We start from the raw sequence: 19,805 nt of genomic DNA on the forward strand, positions 1-19,805 counted from the left end.
CGGACGTGGACGAAACGGGTGTCAACACCAATCCAGACATGGCAACCCCTTGCCGCTTTGGCACAAATCAAACGGTTTGGAGGAAGCTCAGCAACAAGGATGCCAATCGCCCAGGCGCCACCCCGGAAAGGACCTTCCTGGAAAGGGCGCCCCTGTAAAGCCCCCTCCTGGAAAGGACGGCCGGGCCCCGCTTGCGCCCGGGGCTCCCTGAATCAGCGGGCCAGCGTATTTTCCAGCAGACCGCGGACCACCGAGAATTCGTCCTCGATGTCGGTCAACACATCGGCCGCGGCATCCAGTCGTCCTTCCTTGCCGGCCATCTCCGCATCGCCACACAGGGCTCCCAGCCGGGGAGCGCCAATGTTGATGCAACTGCCCTTGAAGCTGTGCGCGGACTTGGTAAAGGCATCGGTATTGCGACTGCCCAGGGCCGAGCGCAGCGTGTCGAGGCGCTCGCGGGAGTCGTTCAGGTAGGTCGTTATCAGCACGTCGAACTCGCTTTCCATGACTTCGCGTAGCTCTGCAAGCGCTTCATCGTCCAGATGCGGCTTGTCGTTCATGATCGTCTCCTTGACTGCGACCGCCCGCCGCCAGGCTGGTTTCGCCTCCTGCCTGCGGCAGGGCCGGTGGACGTGCCGTCGCGCGGGCTCCAATTCGGGCATACCGTGCCCGGAAGCCTTGTGGATATCAACCTGTGATGTCAGTCATGGTCGTCCGGGTCAAAGGTCCAGCTGTAAATCGCTTCCACCTCGTTACCGCTGCCCCGGTGCGTCAGTGAGTCGCAGAGTTCCCGCAGCAGGGCCAACCCCCGGCCCGCATAGCCTTTCTGGTCGAGTGTCGACAGTTTTCCCTTATTATAGTTGAAGCCGTCGCCGCTATCCTGGCACACCACCGTCAACTGGCCGCCGTTACGGCCGATCCGATGGGATAACCGGAAACTGATGGCATCGTCCACCACGGTCTTCAGCCGACGGGCCCGCTCAGCGTAATAGCGGCCAAAACCTTCCGGCGAGCTCTTCCAGCTCGACGGCAACTGCAGCACGCCATGCTCCAACGCATTGGTGTAGAGCTCTGCCAGTATCGTGTACACCTCGCCACCGCGCCGCCTCAGGCCCGGCACTTCCATGCAGATGTGCAGCAACAGGGGCAACGGGTTGAACTGGGCCATGGTGTCCCCGCAGACCCGGTATTCGCAGGACCAGTTGGACGGGCCACTCAGGGCCGACTGGGTCACCCGCAGCGGCAATTCCTCCAGCAGGCTGGCCTCGATGACGTCCACCGATACCAGGGTCAGATCGTCCGGCGCGGCCTCGCTGCCGGTGAACTCGCCGATGGCGGATAACACCGTCTGCAACACCGGCGTCTCCAGAGGCGTCTGTTCCACCACCTGGCGCAGGCGATCCTCGCCGAACATCTCGCCGGCGCCGTTGGTCGACTCGGGCACGCCGTCGGTGGTGAAGAAGATGGTGTCGTCGACTTCCACCTTGAGCCGGCTGACCTCGGTGCTGAAGCGCTCGGCGGCCACCACCCCCAACGGCAGATGACTGGACGGCAGACGCTCCACCGTGCGCCCGCCCCGCAACAGGAAGCCGCAAGGCAGACCGCCGTTCCAGATGGTCAGGTTACCCAGGTGGGCATCCAGCTCGATGAACGCGGCGCAGCAGAACATGTCCGTGGGCAGGATGCGCCAGAGCTTCTGGTTGATTTCCCGCAGGATGTCACCGCAGGCAAAGCCCTTGCTGGTCATGCCGTAGAAGATCTCGGCCACGGGCATGGCGCCGATGGCCGCCGGCAGCCCATGCCCGGTGAAGTCGCCGATCAACACGTTCATGCCACCGGACGGCCGCGGACAGGCGAACAGGATGTCGCCGTTGAACACGGACATGGGCGACGCGTGGTAACGGATGTTGGGTGCGTCCAGGCAGCCGGTGTGGGCGACGTTGTCAAAAACCCGCCGGGCGATGTTCTGTTCCTTGATCAACTGCTCGTTGCGGGCGCGGATCAGGTCGCGTTGCTGGGTCAGAGTGTTGTGCATCACCCGCATACGGTTGAAGGCGTTGATCTTGGCTTCGATGATGATGCGGTTGTAGGGCTTGGACAGGAAATCGTCGCCGCCGGCTTCCAGGCAGCGCGCCAGGGCGTCGGCGTCGGACAGGGAGGTCAGGAAGATAATCGGCACCAGGGCCTCGCCGGCCAGGCTCTTGATGTGGCGGGTTGCCTCCATGCCATCCATGCGCGGCATCATGACGTCCAGCAGGACGATCTGAGGCTCGAAGGTGCGAAACGCCTCGACCGCTTCCATCCCGTCGGCGACCGTCATCACCTCATGCCCCAGGCGTCGCACCATGGTGCTGAGGATCATTCGGTCGGTTTCGCTGTCGTCCGCAATCAGGATCCGGAGCGACTGGCCTTCCATCGCCTTTTCAGCAACCGCCTTTTCCAATGGGGTCTGCCTCTGTTGCTGCATCCCGTGGACAGGCGCCCGGCCGGCGTTGCGCGGAGCGGGACGGTGTATGCATCGCCCGCGGACCGGCTTCGACCCGGCGCGGCCCCGGCACTAGTTGATGGAAAACAGCTGCTCGAAATTCGAGATGCTGAGAATGCGCCGCACGTCGCTGTTGCAGTTTTCGATTCGAACGCGACCGGCGTCGCCACCGGCGTAATCGCGCAAGAGGAGCAGCATGCCCAGGGCGGAACTGTCCAGGTAGGTGGTGTCGGACATGTCGATGACGTAGTCGCTGACGTCCTGGTCGCTGCGCTCGTAGGCGTCGCGAAAGCTCTGATGGGAGCTGAAGTCAAAGCGACCATCAATGCTGATCACCAGGGTGCGGCCATCATCGCTGCGCCGCGTATGTATTGCCATGCGGTGTCCTCCGTCCATTTTCAGCCAGCAGGTCTGTTTTCCCGGGTCGTTCCGTCACGCCGAGGGACAATGCCGCCGATCCGTTTTCCGGCCAGCGTTACATTCGTCCATTGTATTTTTTTGATGTTTCCACGGGATTGAGGATAGCCAAAACTCAGCGAATTGCATTCAGAATTTTTGACTGCCGCCGCGCCCAAGGCTGCTCAGAAGCGCCTGTGCGCGTGAATCCGGTTGGCCGCTTCGTCCGCCTGTTTCTGCTCGCGCAGGTCCCGGGCGCGCTGCTCCTCGGCCCGGCAGGCATCGATGTGCTTGGCCATGCCCTTCTTGCGCTCGTAGGCCTGGCGCCACTGTTCACGCGCCTGTTCGAAAACCTCCGCCGAACGGCGTGCCTGCTGCTCCTGCCCCTGGATGGCCTGGTCAAGCTGGCCAATGAACGCCTGCCAACCCTGTAACCGGGCCACCGAGACCGTGCCCTGCTGACCCTGGCGCATCTGCTCCCGGTAGTCGGCCTGGTAGCGTTTCAGCTCACCCAACTGGTGCTCCTGCTGCCGCCATTGCTCCCGCGCCCGGTTCATGGCCTCGAGGGCTTCGTCCTCGCGCCGTTGCTCGAGCGCCAGAACCACTTCCAGTCGCTGCGACTTCGGCTTCATGCGTCACCTTTTGCGGCGTCCGGCCTGGCCGGCCGGTCCGGCAGCACGTCCATCAGCCGTTCAACGCTGGCGTCGTAGGGCGCGCTCTCCTTCAGGCTCTGCTGCAGGAAACCGCGCATGGCGTCGATGCGTTCAATGGCGTAGTCGGTTTCCGGGTCGGAGCCCTTGACGTAGGCACCGACGCTGATCAGGTCCCGCGCCTGCTGGTATCGCGCGAAAACCTGCTTGAATTCCTGGGCCTTGCGGAAGTGCTCAGTGCTCGCCACCTGCGGCATCACCCGGCTGACGGAGGCTTCCACGTCGATAGCGGGGTAGTGCCCTTCTTCCGCCAGGCTGCGGGACAGGACGATGTGACCGTCGAGGATGGCCCGCGCCGAATCGGCGATGGGGTCCTGTTGATCATCGCCCTCGGTCAGGACGGTGTAGAACGCGGTGATGGAGCCGCCGCCGGGCTTACCGTTGCCCGTGCGCTCCACCAGCTGCGGCAGCTTGGCGAACACCGACGGCGGGTACCCCTTGGTCGCGGGCGGTTCCCCGACGGCCAGGGCGATTTCCCGCTGGGCCTGGGCGTAGCGGGTCAGGGAATCCATCAACAGCAACACGCGCTTGCCCTTGTCGCGGAAATACTCGGCGATGCGGGTGGTCAGCATGGCGGCGCGCAGGCGCATCAGCGGGGAATCGTCCGCGGGCGACGCGACGACCACCGAGCGGGCCAGGCCTTCCTCGCCAAGGATGTCCTCGATGAACTCCTTGACCTCGCGGCCCCGCTCGCCGATCAGGCCGACGATGGTGATGTCGGCGTCGGTAAAGCGGGTCATCATCCCCAACAGCATACTCTTGCCCACGCCACTGCCGGCAAACAGGCCCAGACGCTGGCCCTGGCCGACGGTGAGCAGGGAATTGATGGCGCGGATGCCCACGTCCATGCTCTGGCGCACGGGCGCCCGGTGCAGCGGGTTGATGATGTCGCCCGCCAGCCCCACCTGGGCCTCGGCCCGCAGCGGACCGTGACCGTCCAGCGGCGTGCCGGAGCCGTTGATCACGCGCCCCAGCAGCTCCGGTCCCACCGCCACGCGGCTGGCGGATGACAGGGGCACCACCCGGGCGCCCGGGCGCAGGCCGTCGATGGCGGTGAGCGGCATCAGGTAGACCTTGTCGTCCTCGAACCCCACCACTTCAGCCTCGACGCTGGCCCCCTGCCCTTCGATCAGGCAACGGTCGCCCACGACCATGGGGCATCCAACACATTCCAGAGTCAGGCCCACCATGCGCGTCAGGCGGCCGGAGAGCTCCGGTTCGATGCGCGGCGGCAGATAATCTTGCAGGCGGTTGAGTCGGTCAGCCAGCTGGCTCATCCGGATCTCCGTCTTCACGGGGGACATCGGGGTCGCGTGGGTGATCGGGCGCGGGCCCGGATGATGGCCCGGGGTCGGCGGCACCGGATTCACCGGAATCCTCGTCGGGCGAACGGGTTTCCAGCACATCGCGGTGGAAATCGGTGAGATCGCCCATCATGGCGTCCAGTTCGACGCTGTCGCCAGGCTCGTCGCTGTCCAGCTGCTGATCCAGCATGCGCTGCACGGCTTTCTGGAATCGCTTCTCAACGGTGAAGTCCACCAGGCTGTGACGGGTCTCCACCTTGCAACCGCCGGGCAGGATGGCGGCGTCCTCGATCAGGCTCGCTTCCGCCTCCAGACGATTCGCCACTTCGCGCACCCACTCCAGATCCGCTGGATTGACGCGGATGCGCACGTTGTCGGTGGTTGATGGCAGGCTGGCCATGGCTTCCTGCACCACGTTACGGATCTGCGAGGAATCGGTTTTCAGCTCGCGATAGACCACGGCCCGGGCCAACACCGTGCTGAGGTTGAACAGCGCCGTTTCCAGCTCGTCTTCGTGGCGCCGGATGGGATCGGTCAGCTCGGCCATGATCGATTCCAGCTGCGACAGCTTCTGGCTGACCTCCTCGCGGGTCTGTTCCAGCGCCTCCTGCCGGCCCTGCTCGCGACCTTCTTCCAGCCCCTGCTGAAGCCCTTCCTTGTGCCCGGCTTCGCGGCCGCTTTCCAGCCCTTCCGCATGGCCGTTTTCGGCGCCTTCCCGGCGACCGTCTTCCCAGGCTTCGTTGCGGATCGCCTCGAGGTCGGAGGCCGTCAAGGGTTTGACGTCCTGCTCTTCTTCCCGGGAATGGGCGACGGTGTTGCCGTTCTTGTCGAGCAGCGGCAACTCCCAGCGTTCGTAGGCGGTGAGTTCCTCGGAGGGAATGCGGTCGCGGTGGCCCTTGTCTTTCATCACATCATTTCTTCGCCGGAACCGCCAAGGGTGATCTCACCGGCCTCGGCCATACGCCGGGCTATGGTGATGATGTCCTTCTGCGCCGTCTCGACTTCGCTGACACGAACCGGCCCCTTGGCTTCCAGGTCGTCCGCCAGCAGCTCGGAGGCGCGCTTGGACATGTTCTTGAAGATCTTGTCCTTGACCTCGTCGTCGGCGCCCTTGAGCGCGACCACCAGGACTTCGGACGACACTTCGCGCAGCAGCGCCTGGATGCCCCGGTCGTCGATGTCCTTGAGGTTGTCGAACACGAACATCAGGTCCTCGATGGTGGAGGCCAGATCCGGATCCATGTCCTTGATGGAGTCCATCAGGCCGCCTTCCACGCTGCGATCCATGAAGTTCATGATATCGGCCGCCCGCTTGACCCCGCCGATACGACTGGTCTGGGCCGCCGAGCCGCCCGAGAACTGTTTCTCAAGGATGTCGTTGAGCTCCTGCAGGGCCTGGGGCTGGATGCTTTCCAGCGAGGCCACCCGCATCATCACGTCCAGGCGGACCTTGTTGTCGAGGGTCGCCAGAATCTCGGCGGCCTGGTCCGGGTCGAGGTAGGACACGACGATCGCCTGGATCTGGGGGTGTTCGTAGCGGATGATATCCGCCACCGCACGGGGCTCCATCCACTTGAGGGTGTCCAGGCCCGTGGTGTTACCACCGATCAGGATACGATCGATCAGGCTGGAGGCCTTGTCGTCCCCCAGCGCCTGGGTGAGCATGGCGCGGATGTAGTCGTCGTTGCCGACACCGAGCCCGGTCTGGGCGCCAACGGCGTCGACAAACTGATCGAGCACGAACTTGACGTCTTCGCGGCTCACGTCCTTCATCTGAGCCATGGCCACGCCCACACGCTGGACCTCTTTGGGGCCCATGTGCTTGAGGATCTGGGCGGCGTCCGCCTCGCCCAGGGACATCAGCAGAATCGCAGCCTGCTCGACCCGCGGGATCTTGCGCTGCGGCTTTCTCTGTTCCGCCTGGTTCGGCTGTGCGTTTTCGTCAGTCATCCACGTTTACCCACTGCCGCATGACCTGGGCCACACGGGCTGGATCTTCGGCGATCACGCCCTTGAGCGCATTGAGCTGCTTATCATAGCTGTCTGTGGCACCCGGCAAAAGCAGGTCGTCACTGTGTTCCATGGCACCGCGCAGGGCGTCTCCACCCTCGATGCCTTGCAGGCCATCGTAATCGTCACCGCCGGACAGCTCCCGGTCACGCTCCTGGCGACCGCCGCCAGACAGACTCTTGAGCGTCGGGCGCAACAGGCCCAGTACCAGGATCAGCACCACCAGGCCGGCCAGAACCTGCTTCATCAGGTCCCAGAACCAGGGCTGTTCCCAGAAACCCGGTTCCTCGAACACCACCTGCTGTTCCGGCGCGAAGGCTGTATTCATTACCGTAACACTGTCGCCACGGGCGGCTGAATAGCCCACGGCGTCGCGGATCAGCAAGGTCAGGCGCTGCAGTTCCTGCTCGGTCCAGGGCTGGAAGCTGACTTCGCCGGTCTGCGGATCCACGATGCGCTGGTCGTCCACCGCCACGGCCACCGTGAGACGCTGGATCTTGCCCTGCTCCTGACGAATGTAGCTGACCGAGCGATCCATTTCGTAGTTGCGGGTGGACTCGCTGCGCACGTTGAAAGGCGTCGCGGGCTGCTGGTTTTCGTCACCTTCGCCGTCGGCGTTTCCCTGTTCCTGGACGTTGGCGGCGACTTCCGGCGCCGTGGCCTCGCCCGGCGGCTGGTTACTCAGCGCGCCCGGAATGCCGCCTTCGCTGCCCGCCACGCGGCGTTCGCTCATTTCGCGCTCGGAGCGGATCGCCCGCTGTTCGGGATTGTACAGCTCCTGCGCCTTCTCGACCGCGGAGAAATCCAGGTCGGCCGACACCTCCGCGCGGAAGCGACCGTCACCCACGATCGGCGAAACAATACTCGCCACACGCTTGTTCAGCTTGTCTTCGATGCGCTCGCCGTACTCGTACTGGTCCTGCATCTGCTGGGCGCCGCTTTTCTCATCGCCGTTGGTCAGCAGGTTGCCGTTCTGGTCCACCACGGTGACCTGCTCGCGGGTCATTTCCGGCACGCTGCCGGCCACCAGGTTCACAATCGCGGAAATCTGCTCTTCGGACGGACGGCGACCGCCGAAGACATCGAGGAACACCGAGGCGGACGGCTCGCGGGCGTCGCGCACGAATACCGAGCGCTTGGGAATGGCCAGATGCACGCGCGCGGCGTGAATGCTTTTCATGCTGGAGATGGTGCGCGCCAGTTCGCCTTCCAGCCCACGCCGGTAGCTGATGTTTTCCATGAACTGGGACGTACCCAGGCCACGCTCCTGGTCGAGCAGCTCGTAGCCCACGGTCTGCTCATCGGTAACGCCAGCAGCCGCCAGTTTCAGGCGAGCGTTGTAGACGTCGTCCGCCGCCACCAGCAGCGCGCCCGAACGCGGTTCCATGTGGTACTCGATACCCGCCTGATCGAGGATGCCGGTGACTTCCTGGGTGTTGTAGCTGGACAGGTCGCCCAGTACCGGCTGGTAGTTGGGCTCCTGGGCCCAGAGCACCACCGCCACGCCCAGCGCGACGCTGGCCGCGAGCCCGACCATCAGGCCGATCTGGCGCAGCAGGGTCAGCCGGTTGAAACCGAACAGCAGATCGCTGCGACCTTCGTCACCGCCCTCGGTGGTGGCTGGGGCGTTACTGGATGTTGCTTCAGCGGGTACGCTGGCCATTCTTATGCTCCGCTATCAGACCGGCATGTTCTTGATGTCTTCATAGGCCTGCACGACGCGGTTACGCACCTGCGTCAGCGCCTCGAACGACACCGAAGCTTTCTGGGAGGCAATCATCACCCGGGCGATGTCGACATTGGGGTCACCCTGCTCGTAGGCCGTTCTCAGCGCCCCGGATTCCGACTGCAGGTCGTTCACCTGATCCACCGCCTGTTTCAGCATGTCGCCGAAGCCCGGTGTTTCCTGGGTCTCGCGAACGCCGTTGGGCTTGCCGATGCTGTCCAGGGAACCCTTGAGACGGTTCTCCTGTTCCACCTGCTGGTTCTGCATCATCTGAGAACGCATGTTGCGAATTTCAGAGAGTACGTTGTTGATGTCGGCGCGCTGTACCATGTCTCCCCCTCAGGACGGGCTCCCGGTCATGCCGTTGAGCACCTACCGAGTATGATTCAATTACCCACCCACTTAAGCAAACACTAAGCCACTTCCTTAATTCCCTTTCATTACAAGCCATTAAGCAAACTTTAAGAATACCACCCAGCCTTGACGACAAACTTTTGGCACCCTTCGGTCCACCATCACTCCAGCCAACACGGACACGGCCCGGAGCGATAAGCGCGCGGCAAGACCGTCAGGCTGAACCCCGGAGAGATCCGGGCTCATCGCCAGGGACTGGTGCTCCGAACCTCAATGAGGCAATAGACCAAAAAAAAAGCGGCGCCAGAACAGGCGCCGCATGAAGGAGTTAACGAAGGAATACAACGTACTGCGGGTCAGGCGGTAGCCAGCTCCGCGTCCAGGTCGATGCCGTAGTCGCGCATCTGGGCCAGTTTGTAGCGCAGGGTGCGCGGGCTGATGCCCAGTTGCTCGGCCGCCCGGTTACGACGCCCTCGCTCCCGGCGCAGGGTATCGATAATGATGCGGAACTCGCGCTGCTTCAGATCGCGGCCCAGGGAGGCGCTGTCTTCGGCCTCTTCCGGTCCGGTCGCGGCTTCCGCTTCAGTCTCGCTGGCCGTGACCGGTTCCGGCGCCGGCTGAACAGCCGGCTGCTGGGGCGCCAGGCCGGTGATCCCCATGTCCAGGCACAGGTCGTCGGCGACGATTTCCTGCCCCTGCAGCAACACCAGGGCACGCTGGATGGCGTTGTCCAGCTCACGGACGTTGCCCGGCCAGCTGTGGTTGCGCAGAGCCTGCTCGGCGTCAGCACTGAAACCGATACCGTTGAGCTTCATCTTGCGACTGTGGCTCTTCAGGAGGTATCGGGCCAGCGGCATGATGTCCCGCGGGCGCTCGCGCAGAGGCTGCCACTGCATGGGAAAAACGCTCAGCCGGTAATACAGGTCCTCACGGAAATTGCCTTCGCGCACGTATTCCGCCAGGTTGCGGTTGGTGGTGGCCAGCACGCGAACATCCAGCCGGACCGGCTTGCGCCCGCCGACCCGCTCGACTTCGCGCTCCTGAAGGACCCGCAGCAGCTTGGACTGCAGCCCCAGGTCCATTTCCGAAATCTCGTCCAGCAGGATGGTGCCGCCGTTGGCCTGCTCGAACTTGCCCGGCGCGGCCGCGTGGGCACCGGTAAAGGCGCCCTTCTCGTGGCCGAACAGGATCGCCTCCAGCATGTTCTCGGGGATAGCGGCGCAGTTGATCGCCACGAACGGCTGATCGGCGCGGGCGGAGTGCTGATGGATGTAGCGCGCCAGCACTTCCTTGCCGGTGCCGCTTTCGCCGGAAATCATCACCGTGGAGTCGGACGCCGCCACCTTGCGCGCCAGCTGGAACATGCGCTGGCTGACCGGATCCTCGGCCACAGGCTCGTCCTTGCGACTGCGGCCGTCACCGCCAACCACGCGGCCAACCGCCTCCACCAACACCTGCGGCTCGAACGGCTTGACCAGGTAATCGGTCGCACCGGCCTGCATCGCGGCCACGGCGTCGTTGATCTGGCCGTAGGCCGTAATCAGCATCATCGGCAGACCGGGATACAACCGCTGCACATCCGCCAGCAACTCGTGACCGGATTTACCGGGCATGTTGACGTCGCTGACAACAATGTCCACCGGACCGTCCGCCAGTCGCTGCATGGCCTGCTCAGCGGAGTCCGCCTCACGCACCTTGAACTTCGCCAATTCCAGGGTGGTGACCAGCGCCTCGCGCAGGTCCAGGTCGTCCTCGACGATCAGAACGGTTGATTTGGCCATGAGTGCCTCCGCCTTCCTTCTGAATTCTTCTCAATCGTGCTGGTTAAACGCGGGTTAAAACGTCACGCGTTGCTGTTCGCCGCCAACGGCAGGGTCAGTGTTGCCCGGGCGCCGCCGACTGCCGGCGCGGCCAGATCAAAACGGCCGCCATGGGCCTTCACGACCGCCTGCACCACGGCCAAGCCCAGACCGGTGCCCTGGGACTTGGTGGTGTAGAAGGCCTCCAGCAACTGGTCGCGCTGCTCCGGCGCAAAGCCGGGACCGTTGTCCTGTACGGCGATTTCCACCTCACCGCTCACCACCTGCAGGCCCACGGTCACCTGGGTGGCGCCGGCTTCCAGGCTGTTGTTGACCAGGTTCATGCAGGCTCCGACCAGCGCATCGCGGTTGCAATGCACCGCGCCGCTGGTCGCATCCAGATCCCATTCGAGGCTAATACCCGGCTTAAGCGCGATGCCTTCAGCGGCCGACTGCAGGTTGTCGGACAGCGCCGCCAGTGTCAGGTGCTCGGCGAGACGGGTCTCGCCGCGGGCGAAAATCAGCATGTCCCGAACCTGCTGTTCCAGGTGGGTCAGGCGCGAGTTCAGGCGGTCGGCGCAGCGTTGGCGCAGTTCCGGCTCCAGGTCCGGCTGGGCCAGGTGCCCCCCGTAGAGGATCGCGGCCGACAGCGGCGTACGAATCTGATGCGCCAGGGAGGCCACCATCTTGCCCATGGCCGAGAGGCGCTGTGCGTGGGACAGCTGGGCCTGGAGGCGACGGGTTTCGGTGAGGTCGTTGAGCAGGATCAGCTGGCCGGGCTCGTTCTCCATGGAACGGATCTCGATGCTGACCCGGCGACCGTCGCGCAGGGACACCTCGTGACCGTCGTCCCGACGCGGCGCGAAGCAGCGGCGAATGACGTCGAGCCAGGCTTCGCCCTCAAGAGGTTCGCCCAACAGTTCCACCGCCGCCGGATTGCACTGGCTGACAACCCCCTTGCTGTCGAGGACGACCACACCGGCAGGCATGACCGAGAGCAGCGTGGACAAACGGTCCGCCAGACGCTCCTTCTCTTCCAGTTCCTGCTGCCGCTGCCGGGTTTCCGCCGACAGTTCGCCGGACAGCTGATTCACCCGGGACTCCAGGGTGCGATAGGAGTCGGTAATCTGGCGCGACATCTGGTTGAACAGGTCCAGTGCCGAGTCCACGGCCGCCTCTTCGGCGGAGGGCGGGAACAGGGCCGTCACCTTCTCGTTGGCATCGGCGGCGGCATTCGCCCCACGGGCCGATGCCGCTGACTGACTGGAAAACTGCACTTGGCTCATGCCAGACCTCCCGGACGCGGGCTCAGGTTTCCCTTTCGGCCCGTCTGGATTTTTACGTTGGGAGCATCCAAGCGATTTCTGTGCCAAGTTTTATTTTTTATTAATTTTCAGAAAGTTAAGATTTTCCGGCGAGCGCCGTTGACGGATATTTGTCGTCAATCAGAAAGGCACGAAAGGTGGGCTACGGGATTTTGACGGGAGGCTGAAGCGTATGGATGGAACCTGACAGCATGCCCGGACGCCTGATCTCGGCGCCCGAGCCAGTATCTCGTCAGGCGTTCTCGGACGCCTCTTCGCGCAAGCCGTACTTGCGCACTTTCTCCACCAGCGTGGTGCGGCGGATGCGGAGCTTTTCGGCGGCTCGGGCGACCACTCCGCCAGCTTCGTCCAGCGCCTGCTGGATCAGCTGCTTCTCCAGGTTACCCAGGTAATCCTTCAGATCGATACCGTTGACCGGCAGCAAGGCCGGCGCATCCAGTCCCACGAGCCCCGGCACACCGCTGGGCATACCCGGATCGTCGACGGGGCGGTTCTCGTCCAGGTCATCAATGTAGCGGAACTTCTTGGGCAGCTCCTGGACACCGATCACGCCGTAGGGATGCATGATCGCCAGGCGCTCCACCAGGTTGGCCAACTCGCGCACGTTGCCCGGCCAGTCGTGCCGGCACAGGCTCATGATGGCGGCGGAATTCAGGCGCAGGGAACCGCGTTTTTCCTTCTCCATGCGCGCGATCAGCTCGTTCACCAGCAACGGGATGTCTTCCACCCGCTCCCGCAGGGCCGGCATCTCGATGGGGAAAACGTTCAGACGGTAGTAGAGGTCCTCGCGGAAATCGCCACCCTCGATCATGTCTTCCAGGTTCTTATGTGTGGCGGCGATGACGCGCACGTCCGCCGATTGGGTGCGGTTACTGCCCACCCGCTCGAAGGTCTTTTCCTGCAGCACGCGCAGGATCTTGACCTGCATGTTCAGGGGCATGTCGCCGATTTCGTCCAGGAACAGGGTGCCGCCTTCGGCCATTTCGAAACGACCCACGCGGGCGGTGATCGCACCGGTAAACGCGCCTTTTTCATGGCCGAACAGCTCGCTTTCCAGCAACTCGGCGGGAATGGCGCCGCAGTTGACCGGTACGAACGGCTTGTCGCGGCGCGGGGAATGGTAGTGCAGGTTGCGGGCCACCACTTCCTTGCCGGTGCCGGACTCGCCAGTGATCAGCACACTCACCTCTTTATCCGCCACCTGGGCCATCAACTGGCGCACATGTTGGACCGTTCGGCTGGTACCAACCAGGCTGCGGAACAACTGGATGCCGCGCTGCTGGCCGCGTTCCCGGGAACGGGCGTACTGGTCCCGGAAAACCTGGGCACGGTAGAGGGAGTCAACGAACTTGGTGTAGTTGAGCGGCCATTCCATACGCGCTATGACGCGGGCAGCTATTTCCTCAGGCAGGCCGGACAGGTCCGGTTCCCCCACCATCAGCACGGGCAAGCCCTTGTCCAGCGAATCGAGCTGCTCCATCAAAGCCGCCAGGTCCGCCTCACCGGCGTCGAGAATCGCGGCGTTGGCGGTGGCCAGTTGTTCCGGCTTCAGACTGCCCGCAGACGCTGGCGACACCTCATCCGATTCCTCACCGATGAACTCCAGAATGGTCGACAGATCGTGTCGAATCGCCTCATCGCTGATCAGGACCAGAATGCGGTTGGTATCCGTGGACATGCGGGTCGTTCTCCGGCTCGTCAGGTAAATACCGGGCCGAACGCATACTGCCGAGCCGCCCTGCGCCTGCACGGAGGGACGGGAACACCTGCGACTACTTCAGCCCTATACGAAAGCAATTTTTCTTTGCCTGTTTTCTGACGCGTATTTAAGACTTCGGAAAGGTTAGAGTCAATTTAATGACGCAATTTTTTGCCAATATTTGTATCCAGATCAGGAACGACGACCGCCCGTCCTGACGTTGGCATAGGCCTGGACAGCCTGCCGGTTCTGGCTCATCCCGCGCAGCTCCCTGGCCGCCTGATCCCTTGATTCTCCGGCGTTTTTCGAGGCATCGGCCATCAATTTCTGCAGGTCCGCCAGGCGCTCCCGCAACACCTCCGGATCGTCGCCGCGGCTATGGATCTCGGCCACCGCCGACTCGATGGCCGGCTGCACCGTTTCATTAACTCGGTTCAATGTGTCCCAGTCTTCCTGGGCCAGGGCGTGACGAAATTCGTCGATGAGGGTGTCGAGGGATTCGAGGGCCGAACTCATGAGGGTGCACTCCAGGCTGATGTCGGTGTCTGCCACGCAGTATACGCCGACACACGCGGTCTACCGAACCCCGGGCAAGGCTGCCCTGCCCGGAGTTCAGTGATCAGTGTTCCGTCCGGTTCATTCGCTAATCGACTGCGCGTCGCTGAAGGTTCTGAACCAGACGCCCGCTCGCCGGCATGGTGGTTCCATGTCAAGAACGGGTAACGCCGCTCCAGGGCCTTCAGCGGCGCGCAGAACGGCGGACAGCGGAGGCGGAAAACTCGTTGCCGCGAAAGCCCGGTTCGAAATCATAGGGCTTCTGGCCGTCGTCCAGACCATCGACGTAGTACCGCTCCGATTTAAGATCGTAGGTCAGCTCCAGCGTGGTCCAGAACACCGGCACCGTGTAGTAACTGATGTTGTGGGCCTCGGACACCCGCCAGAGGTTTCCGTCGCTGTCGTACTCCTCAGTCGTCAGAATCTGCCAGCTGTCCTCGTCGATGTAGAACACCCGGCGGTGGTAGACGTGATCAAGCCCGGTACGCAGCGTCGCTTCCACGACCCAGACCCGGTGCAACTCGTAGCGGGTCAGTTGCTGATTGATGTGGCGCGGCTGGATGATGTCATCCGCCGATGCCGACGGCTGGTGCAGCCTGTAGGCGTTGTAAGGCACATAGATCTCGCGCTTGCCCTTGAGCCTCCAGTCGTACTGGTTGGGCGCGCCGTTGTACATGTCCTTCTGGTCCACCGTGCGCAGGGACGAGCTATTCGGCAGGTCGGTGGTATAGGCCAGGTTCGGCGAACGTCGCAGACGTCGCTCACCCGACTGGTACCGCCACGCCAGACGCGGCGAGCGGACCTGGTCCAGGGTTTCGTGCACCAGATTGAGCGTGCCGGCCAGACTGGAGGGCGACATGATCCGGGTCTTCAGGTAGAAGATCTTGTTGTCGATGTCGGACAGCGAGACACCTGGCTCACTGTAGGCAAAGTAGTAATCGTATTCCGTCAGCACCGGGTTGAAGGACCCGTCCACCGTCGGCGTGGCGAACGCCGAGCGGAAGGACACTTCTTCACCGCGAAAACGCAGGATGTGGTTCCAGATGACCTCAAGCCCGCTCTGGGGAATCGGGAACGGGCTGGTGGCGATGGTGGAGCGAACGCCATTGCCGTTATCGAGTAGCTCGGCGTGCCTCGCGTTATCCCTGAGCCGCTCATAGATACGCTCCGGATAGGCGGCCGTGCGGCGCGTCTGATAGACCGGCATGACGTAGTCGGGACCATACTGCGCCAGCAGCTTCCGGTGTCCGGCCGTTAGCTTGTCACCATAGAGAGCAGCGTTCTCGGCCGTGATCACGAACAACGGCTTGTCGTCCGGAAACGGATCGGCTTCGATCTCGCCTTCCCGGTAAGTCGCCGGTGGTTCGGCGAGCCCGCCATCCCACGCGGGGATCGTACCCGAGCCATTGCCGGCCCGCTCTGCCCCCACCGGGGTCAAATCCTGGTCCAGGCGCGCGGCCTCGTCCTCGGAGACACTGGCCAGGGACGGGGCAGCCAGCCCAAGGAGGGAAACCAGCCCCAAAGTCGCGACCGAGCGCTTCGCCTTGTGATTACATTCCAACAAATCGTCCTCCCGCATCAGGAGCCGATACCCGGGGATATCGCCCCTCCAAACAGATGTGTATGTTCAGCGCAGGCGACTTTTTGCCTGATCGTTGCAAATTAAACAAGTGTTTAATTGTAGGAAGTTGTTAATCCTCACCAAATGGCCGCCCCGCCCTGGAGCCCATCCGCCACTTCTCCCTGTGCTTCCCGGCGGAGACCGTCGCAACGCCGCCCGCACATCCACGGACACGGCAAGCGAAACCGGAATCTGTTAGACTGGCCCATCAGCTCAACCACCGGATCCGCGGAGTCGTTCATGGCGTCACAGTGGCCCACATTCACCAGGCAGAAGCTATTCCTGGCCAATACACTGTTTCGTCTGGCCGAGGAGCAGGATCAGGCAACCAGTCGCGAAGCGAGCTTGCAGGGTGGAGTTGCGCTACTCTCCGAAACCCGGAGCGCCCTGCTCTCCCTGATTGCCGACCTGTATCAGGTGAATCCTGCATCCAGGAACAGCATCGACGCCCTGGCAGAGGCCATTGACTACACCTGTCGCGAGGTGGAGGAATTGCGCGCGCTGGCCACTGAGCCAGGATCCTGGTGGCAACATCTTGATGGGCTACTGGCCGAGCAGGCCCGCCCTGTCGACCGCAAGAAAGCGGAAGCCCAGGACAACCTGATCGCGGTATCCGCCCAGTCCGGACCGGACCGTACACCGGCAGAACTGCTCAAGACGACCGAAGCCATACGCCGCTATATCGACGGCGTGCTGGAAAGGCACGAAGAGTGGTAGGCTTTCGATCCTGACGAGGACCGACGGCATCAAACGCCAAAATGAATCGAATTGAGAAGGCCGAAAGCCTTCCGATAAAGGCTGTATTTATGTCCACATCCATTCTGGAAATCGTAGAACTCCCCGATGGCGATTTTGCCCTGCAGCGGGTCGATGACGATTCGGCGCCTCTGGTCCGCATCTCCTTCTCCCAGGAAGCGCGTGACATGATGGAAGATCGCGACCTGTCCGTGGCAAAGGCCATGATGACAGCCGGTATCGAAGCGGTGGGCGACATTGCCCACGCCATCGATTGGGAAGACGAGGATGCGGAGCTACCCGCTCCCTCCCAGTCCCGCACGCTGCACTAGTCGACCACACCGTATACCCACGCCAGGGGCCGGACGCTACAGGACGGTCTATGGCGGCGGAAGCCGGCCATCCGCAGAATGCCTTAACTTGAAGGGTTCCGAGCAACGTCGGATGGCTTGGCGAAGAATGATGATCATGGAAGGGGAATTTCGAGCGCCGAGTACGCTTCTGCGGGAGAGCCGTCGGGCGCGGTCGTCCATTCCCATCGTCGGCACACCGAACCACCACGGCCAGGCCAGCTATCTGCCGGCGTTATCCATTTACCAGCCAATCTCTACAGGCCGGCCACGACGGCCTGTGAATACGAACCAACCCGCGCAGTAGGTCTTGCCGGGCCGGGAACCACACCGCCGTTTACGTCATCCAGACGCCCACCATCCAACGACGACGTGCCCTGCGTTACAACTCGTCCGAGCATGAACCATCAGGGCGCAGCCTGCCCTGACACGACCTCACCGAATGCCTTACCCGGACATGATGCCCGGAAAGTCGCCCGGCCTAACGCTGCCTCAGAACCACGCCGTGGCTCTCCCCTTTGGCAGAGGCCTGCTGCAAGCGATCCATGGCGGCCGTTCCCGGCGTGCCTGCGGTCCACATCACCACCGCGTGGCAGGTACCGGCCCGCAGCGCGCGCTCCGCCAATTCCTGGGCGTCAAACTGATCGTTTGAGCGCAGGACCAGAATCTCGCCGGCAACAATGCCATGGGTCTGCTGCCACTTCTGCATCAACGCCTGGGGAGGATCGATCCAGGCCAGCCAGCGACGCTCCTGGTTCAGCTGGGTCAGCATGGGGAGCAGCAGCTGCATGTTCTCGACCTGACCTTCCGGCAATATGATTTCGGTCACATTGCCCTGGGGCTCGCGAGCCGGAGCGTCAGGCGTTTCCGGAGCCCGAAGCGGGCGCTCCTGCGAGTGGATCGCCACCGGCCTGGCCAGACGGCTCCGACGCTTCAGCGATCGGTCCGCCAGCGCCACGGGCACCGGATTCTGGGAAAGAGTCTGGTTAAAACTGAGCTGCTCCACGGGACACCTCCGAATGTCGCACGGGCCAGGCTGTCAGTGCATATCCGACCGACGGATCACACCGACACCCAAGCCTTCGATAAACAGTTCCTGCTCGGTCAAATCAACGTCAATGGGCTGGAATTCCTCGTTTTCCGGCAGCAGGTAAACGTGGGTCCCTTCACGCTTGAAGCGCTTGACGGTCACCTCCTCACCTACACGGGCCACGACGACCTGGCCGTTCTGGACGTCCTGGGTCCGGTGGACGGCCAGCAGGTCGCCGTCAAGAATGCCAATGTCCTTCATGCTCATGCCGCGCACACGCAGCAGGTAGTCGGCAGACGGGGAAAAGAAGGTGGGTTGCAGGGCACAGTAATCGTCAATGTGTTCCTGCGCGAGGATCGGGCTACCGGCCGCCACCTGCCCCACGATGGGCAAACCGGGATCCTCTTCCGCTTCAGGCAGGCGGATGCCGCGGCTGGCGCCGGGCACCATCTCGATTGCGCCTTTACGGGCCAGCGCCCGCAAGTGTTCCTCAGCCGCGTTGGCCGACTTGAACCCCAGTTCCCTGGCGATTTCGGCCCGGGTGGGGGGATAACCCGTGTCGTCCACGTAGCGGCGGATTACGTCCAGAACCTGGGATTGTCTCGGTGTCAGCTTCATGCCGTTTACCTGTCTTTATATACAGTACGAGTGACTATATACAGTATTTTATCCAGTGTAAAGACTGGAGACAGGACGGCGTCGCATCGCGCGACTACTTGACCGTGAAAGACTTCCTGGGCCGGTAGGCCATACCCTCGACGTCCACCTTGTCCACCCGGGCGCGGTCGGGGCCCTTGTGCAGCCACTCAACCAGGGACTCTACGGCCGCTTCATCGCCACAGGCGAAGACTTCGACCGAGCCGTCTTCCAGATTCTTCACGTACCCGGTCAGCCCCAGCGCCCTGGCCTTTTCCTGGGTACTGGCCCGAAACAAAACGCCCTGAACCTGTCCATAAACACGGGCTTTCACACATTGCTCTTCCATTGCAACCTCCCGGAAAGACTCTGATCTGTGACCTCGTGGGTGATACCCTAACCCGGCGCGACGTCGCTGAAAATATCGCGCCGGCAAGCGTACCGCTACCAGCGGTATTTCCCCCAATTCTCGGGGTTGGCCCAATACCGGGGGTTGTTCCACTCCCGAGGGCGATTATAGGTTTCGATGTCGTAGGTGAACAGTTCGGTACCGTCGTCAAAACGGTCATGACGATGGAAGGCAAGCGCGACCATGTCGCTGAAGGTCCAGCCGTCGTCCGGTGTCAGACTGACCGCGACACGACGCGCCCCGGCATTGCGCAGCCAGCCCAGGAACTGCCGGGCTTCTTCGTGGGACAGACGGCCCATCAGTTCAGTAACCAATGCCAGATCCGCCACGGCCTCCTGGTGCTCAACAACCGCCAGGGGCGCTTCGGAGACATCCGTCAGTTCGATACCGGCGTATTCAGCCCAGACATCGCCAATATGTCGGGCGGTTTCCCCCGCGACCAGCAGCGATTCGGGCCGGTACTGCCCCAGCAGCTGTTTCAGGCTTTGTTCCAGCATGATGTTCCCATCCCGGTGCATGGAGCCGATCAGTGTAACAGTACGCGCGTGGAATGGCGCATCCGGCCGTCGCCTCGGCAGGCGGGCCGGATCGTCCCGGCACGGGTCCTGCTTGAACCACATCACCACCGGGATTGACGCGGCCACAACGAACTGCGACAAAG

20 protein-coding genes are annotated in these 19,805 nt (G+C 63.0%); 2 read left to right on the forward strand and 18 right to left on the reverse strand.

What is annotated here, in order from left to right:
- Positions 1-212: 212 nt before the first annotated feature.
- The 14 genes from GQB00_RS13140 to GQB00_RS13205 all read right to left on the reverse strand — a co-directional run bounded on the left by GQB00_RS13140 (position 213) and on the right by GQB00_RS13205 (position 15,885).
- On the reverse strand, positions 213-560 hold the full coding sequence (locus GQB00_RS13140) for an Hpt domain-containing protein (RefSeq protein WP_165856679.1): 348 nt from the start codon (positions 558-560) through the stop codon (positions 213-215).
- A gap of 140 nt (positions 561-700) precedes the next feature.
- Positions 701-2,416 (reverse strand): SpoIIE family protein phosphatase, encoded by a 1,716-nt coding sequence (locus tag GQB00_RS13145; RefSeq protein ID WP_207950824.1) that lies wholly within the window; start codon positions 2,414-2,416, stop codon positions 701-703.
- A 141-nt stretch (positions 2,417-2,557) separates the two neighbouring features.
- Positions 2,558-2,863 carry an STAS domain-containing protein gene (locus GQB00_RS13150; RefSeq protein ID WP_111497726.1) on the reverse strand — a complete coding sequence of 102 codons (306 nt, stop codon included), beginning with the start codon at positions 2,861-2,863 and terminating at the stop codon, positions 2,558-2,560.
- Between the two features lie 203 nt (positions 2,864-3,066).
- Entirely contained in the window at positions 3,067-3,513 is a 447-nt protein-coding gene (gene fliJ, locus GQB00_RS13155) for a flagellar export protein FliJ (protein WP_165856681.1), read from the reverse strand.
- A complete protein-coding gene (gene fliI, locus GQB00_RS13160; protein ID WP_111497728.1) occupies positions 3,510-4,868 on the reverse strand; it encodes a flagellar protein export ATPase FliI in 1,359 nt (452 codons plus the stop codon). Before fliI ends, fliJ begins: the two co-directional genes overlap by 4 nt.
- Positions 4,852-5,802 (reverse strand): flagellar assembly protein FliH, encoded by a 951-nt coding sequence (locus GQB00_RS13165; protein ID WP_165856682.1) that lies wholly within the window; start codon positions 5,800-5,802, stop codon positions 4,852-4,854. Before GQB00_RS13165 ends, fliI begins: the two co-directional genes overlap by 17 nt.
- Positions 5,802-6,845, reverse strand: coding sequence for a flagellar motor switch protein FliG (gene fliG / locus GQB00_RS13170; RefSeq protein WP_111497730.1), 1,044 nt, complete (start codon positions 6,843-6,845; stop codon positions 5,802-5,804). Before fliG ends, GQB00_RS13165 begins: the two co-directional genes overlap by 1 nt.
- Positions 6,838-8,568: a flagellar basal-body MS-ring/collar protein FliF gene (fliF, locus tag GQB00_RS13175; protein WP_165856683.1), complete on the reverse strand. Its 1,731-nt coding sequence runs from the start codon at positions 8,566-8,568 to the stop codon at positions 6,838-6,840. The genes fliG and fliF overlap by 8 nt, the downstream gene beginning before the upstream one ends.
- A 15-nt stretch (positions 8,569-8,583) precedes the next feature.
- Positions 8,584-8,961 carry a flagellar hook-basal body complex protein FliE gene (gene fliE, locus GQB00_RS13180; protein WP_111497732.1) on the reverse strand — a complete coding sequence of 126 codons (378 nt, stop codon included), beginning with the start codon at positions 8,959-8,961 and terminating at the stop codon, positions 8,584-8,586.
- A 380-nt stretch (positions 8,962-9,341) separates the two neighbouring features.
- Positions 9,342-10,766: a sigma-54-dependent transcriptional regulator gene (locus GQB00_RS13185; RefSeq protein ID WP_165856684.1), complete on the reverse strand. Its 1,425-nt coding sequence runs from the start codon at positions 10,764-10,766 to the stop codon at positions 9,342-9,344.
- 62 nt (positions 10,767-10,828) lie between these two features.
- The gene (locus GQB00_RS13190; protein WP_165856685.1) at positions 10,829-12,070 is read right to left on the reverse strand and encodes a sensor histidine kinase; all 1,242 of its coding nucleotides are present in this window, start codon (positions 12,068-12,070) and stop codon (positions 10,829-10,831) included.
- Between the two features lie 271 nt (positions 12,071-12,341).
- Positions 12,342-13,787, reverse strand: a complete 1,446-nt coding sequence (locus tag GQB00_RS13195) for a sigma-54 dependent transcriptional regulator (protein ID WP_165856686.1) — start codon at positions 13,785-13,787, stop codon at positions 12,342-12,344.
- 213 nt (positions 13,788-14,000) lie between these two features.
- Complete coding sequence (locus GQB00_RS13200) at positions 14,001-14,360, reverse strand: SOS cell division inhibitor (protein WP_162628862.1); 360 nt, start codon at positions 14,358-14,360, stop codon at positions 14,001-14,003.
- 187 nt (positions 14,361-14,547) lie between these two features.
- Positions 14,548-15,885: a DUF1329 domain-containing protein gene (locus GQB00_RS13205; protein ID WP_416234162.1), complete on the reverse strand. Its 1,338-nt coding sequence runs from the start codon at positions 15,883-15,885 to the stop codon at positions 14,548-14,550.
- A gap of 339 nt (positions 15,886-16,224) precedes the next feature.
- On the opposite strand from GQB00_RS13205, the gene GQB00_RS13210 reads away from it, so the two are divergent.
- Both GQB00_RS13210 and GQB00_RS13215 read left to right on the forward strand, forming a co-directional pair.
- Positions 16,225-16,701, forward strand: a complete 477-nt coding sequence (locus GQB00_RS13210) for a DUF6586 family protein (protein WP_165856688.1) — start codon at positions 16,225-16,227, stop codon at positions 16,699-16,701.
- Between the two features lie 89 nt (positions 16,702-16,790).
- Positions 16,791-17,051, forward strand: coding sequence for a hypothetical protein (locus tag GQB00_RS13215; RefSeq protein ID WP_111497739.1), 261 nt, complete (start codon positions 16,791-16,793; stop codon positions 17,049-17,051).
- 499 nt (positions 17,052-17,550) lie between these two features.
- Here the strand turns inward: GQB00_RS13215 and GQB00_RS13220 are convergent, their stop codons facing one another.
- The 4 genes from GQB00_RS13220 to GQB00_RS13235 form a co-directional block, all read right to left on the reverse strand.
- Complete coding sequence (locus GQB00_RS13220; protein WP_111497740.1) at positions 17,551-18,075, reverse strand: cell division inhibitor SulA; 525 nt, start codon at positions 18,073-18,075, stop codon at positions 17,551-17,553.
- A 33-nt stretch (positions 18,076-18,108) separates the two neighbouring features.
- Positions 18,109-18,717, reverse strand: a complete 609-nt coding sequence (lexA, locus tag GQB00_RS13225; protein ID WP_111497741.1) for a transcriptional repressor LexA — start codon at positions 18,715-18,717, stop codon at positions 18,109-18,111.
- Positions 18,718-18,811: 94 nt separating this feature from the next.
- Positions 18,812-19,084: an acylphosphatase gene (yccX, locus tag GQB00_RS13230; protein ID WP_111497742.1), complete on the reverse strand. Its 273-nt coding sequence runs from the start codon at positions 19,082-19,084 to the stop codon at positions 18,812-18,814.
- A gap of 95 nt (positions 19,085-19,179) precedes the next feature.
- Positions 19,180-19,788 (reverse strand): DUF6231 family protein, encoded by a 609-nt coding sequence (locus tag GQB00_RS13235; RefSeq protein ID WP_165856689.1) that lies wholly within the window; start codon positions 19,786-19,788, stop codon positions 19,180-19,182.
- Between the last annotated feature and the right edge of the window lie 17 nt (positions 19,789-19,805).

The organism is Marinobacter sp. JSM 1782161 (assembly GCF_011421605.1).
Classification (GTDB): Bacteria; Pseudomonadota; Gammaproteobacteria; order Pseudomonadales; family Oleiphilaceae; genus Marinobacter_A; species Marinobacter_A bohaiensis.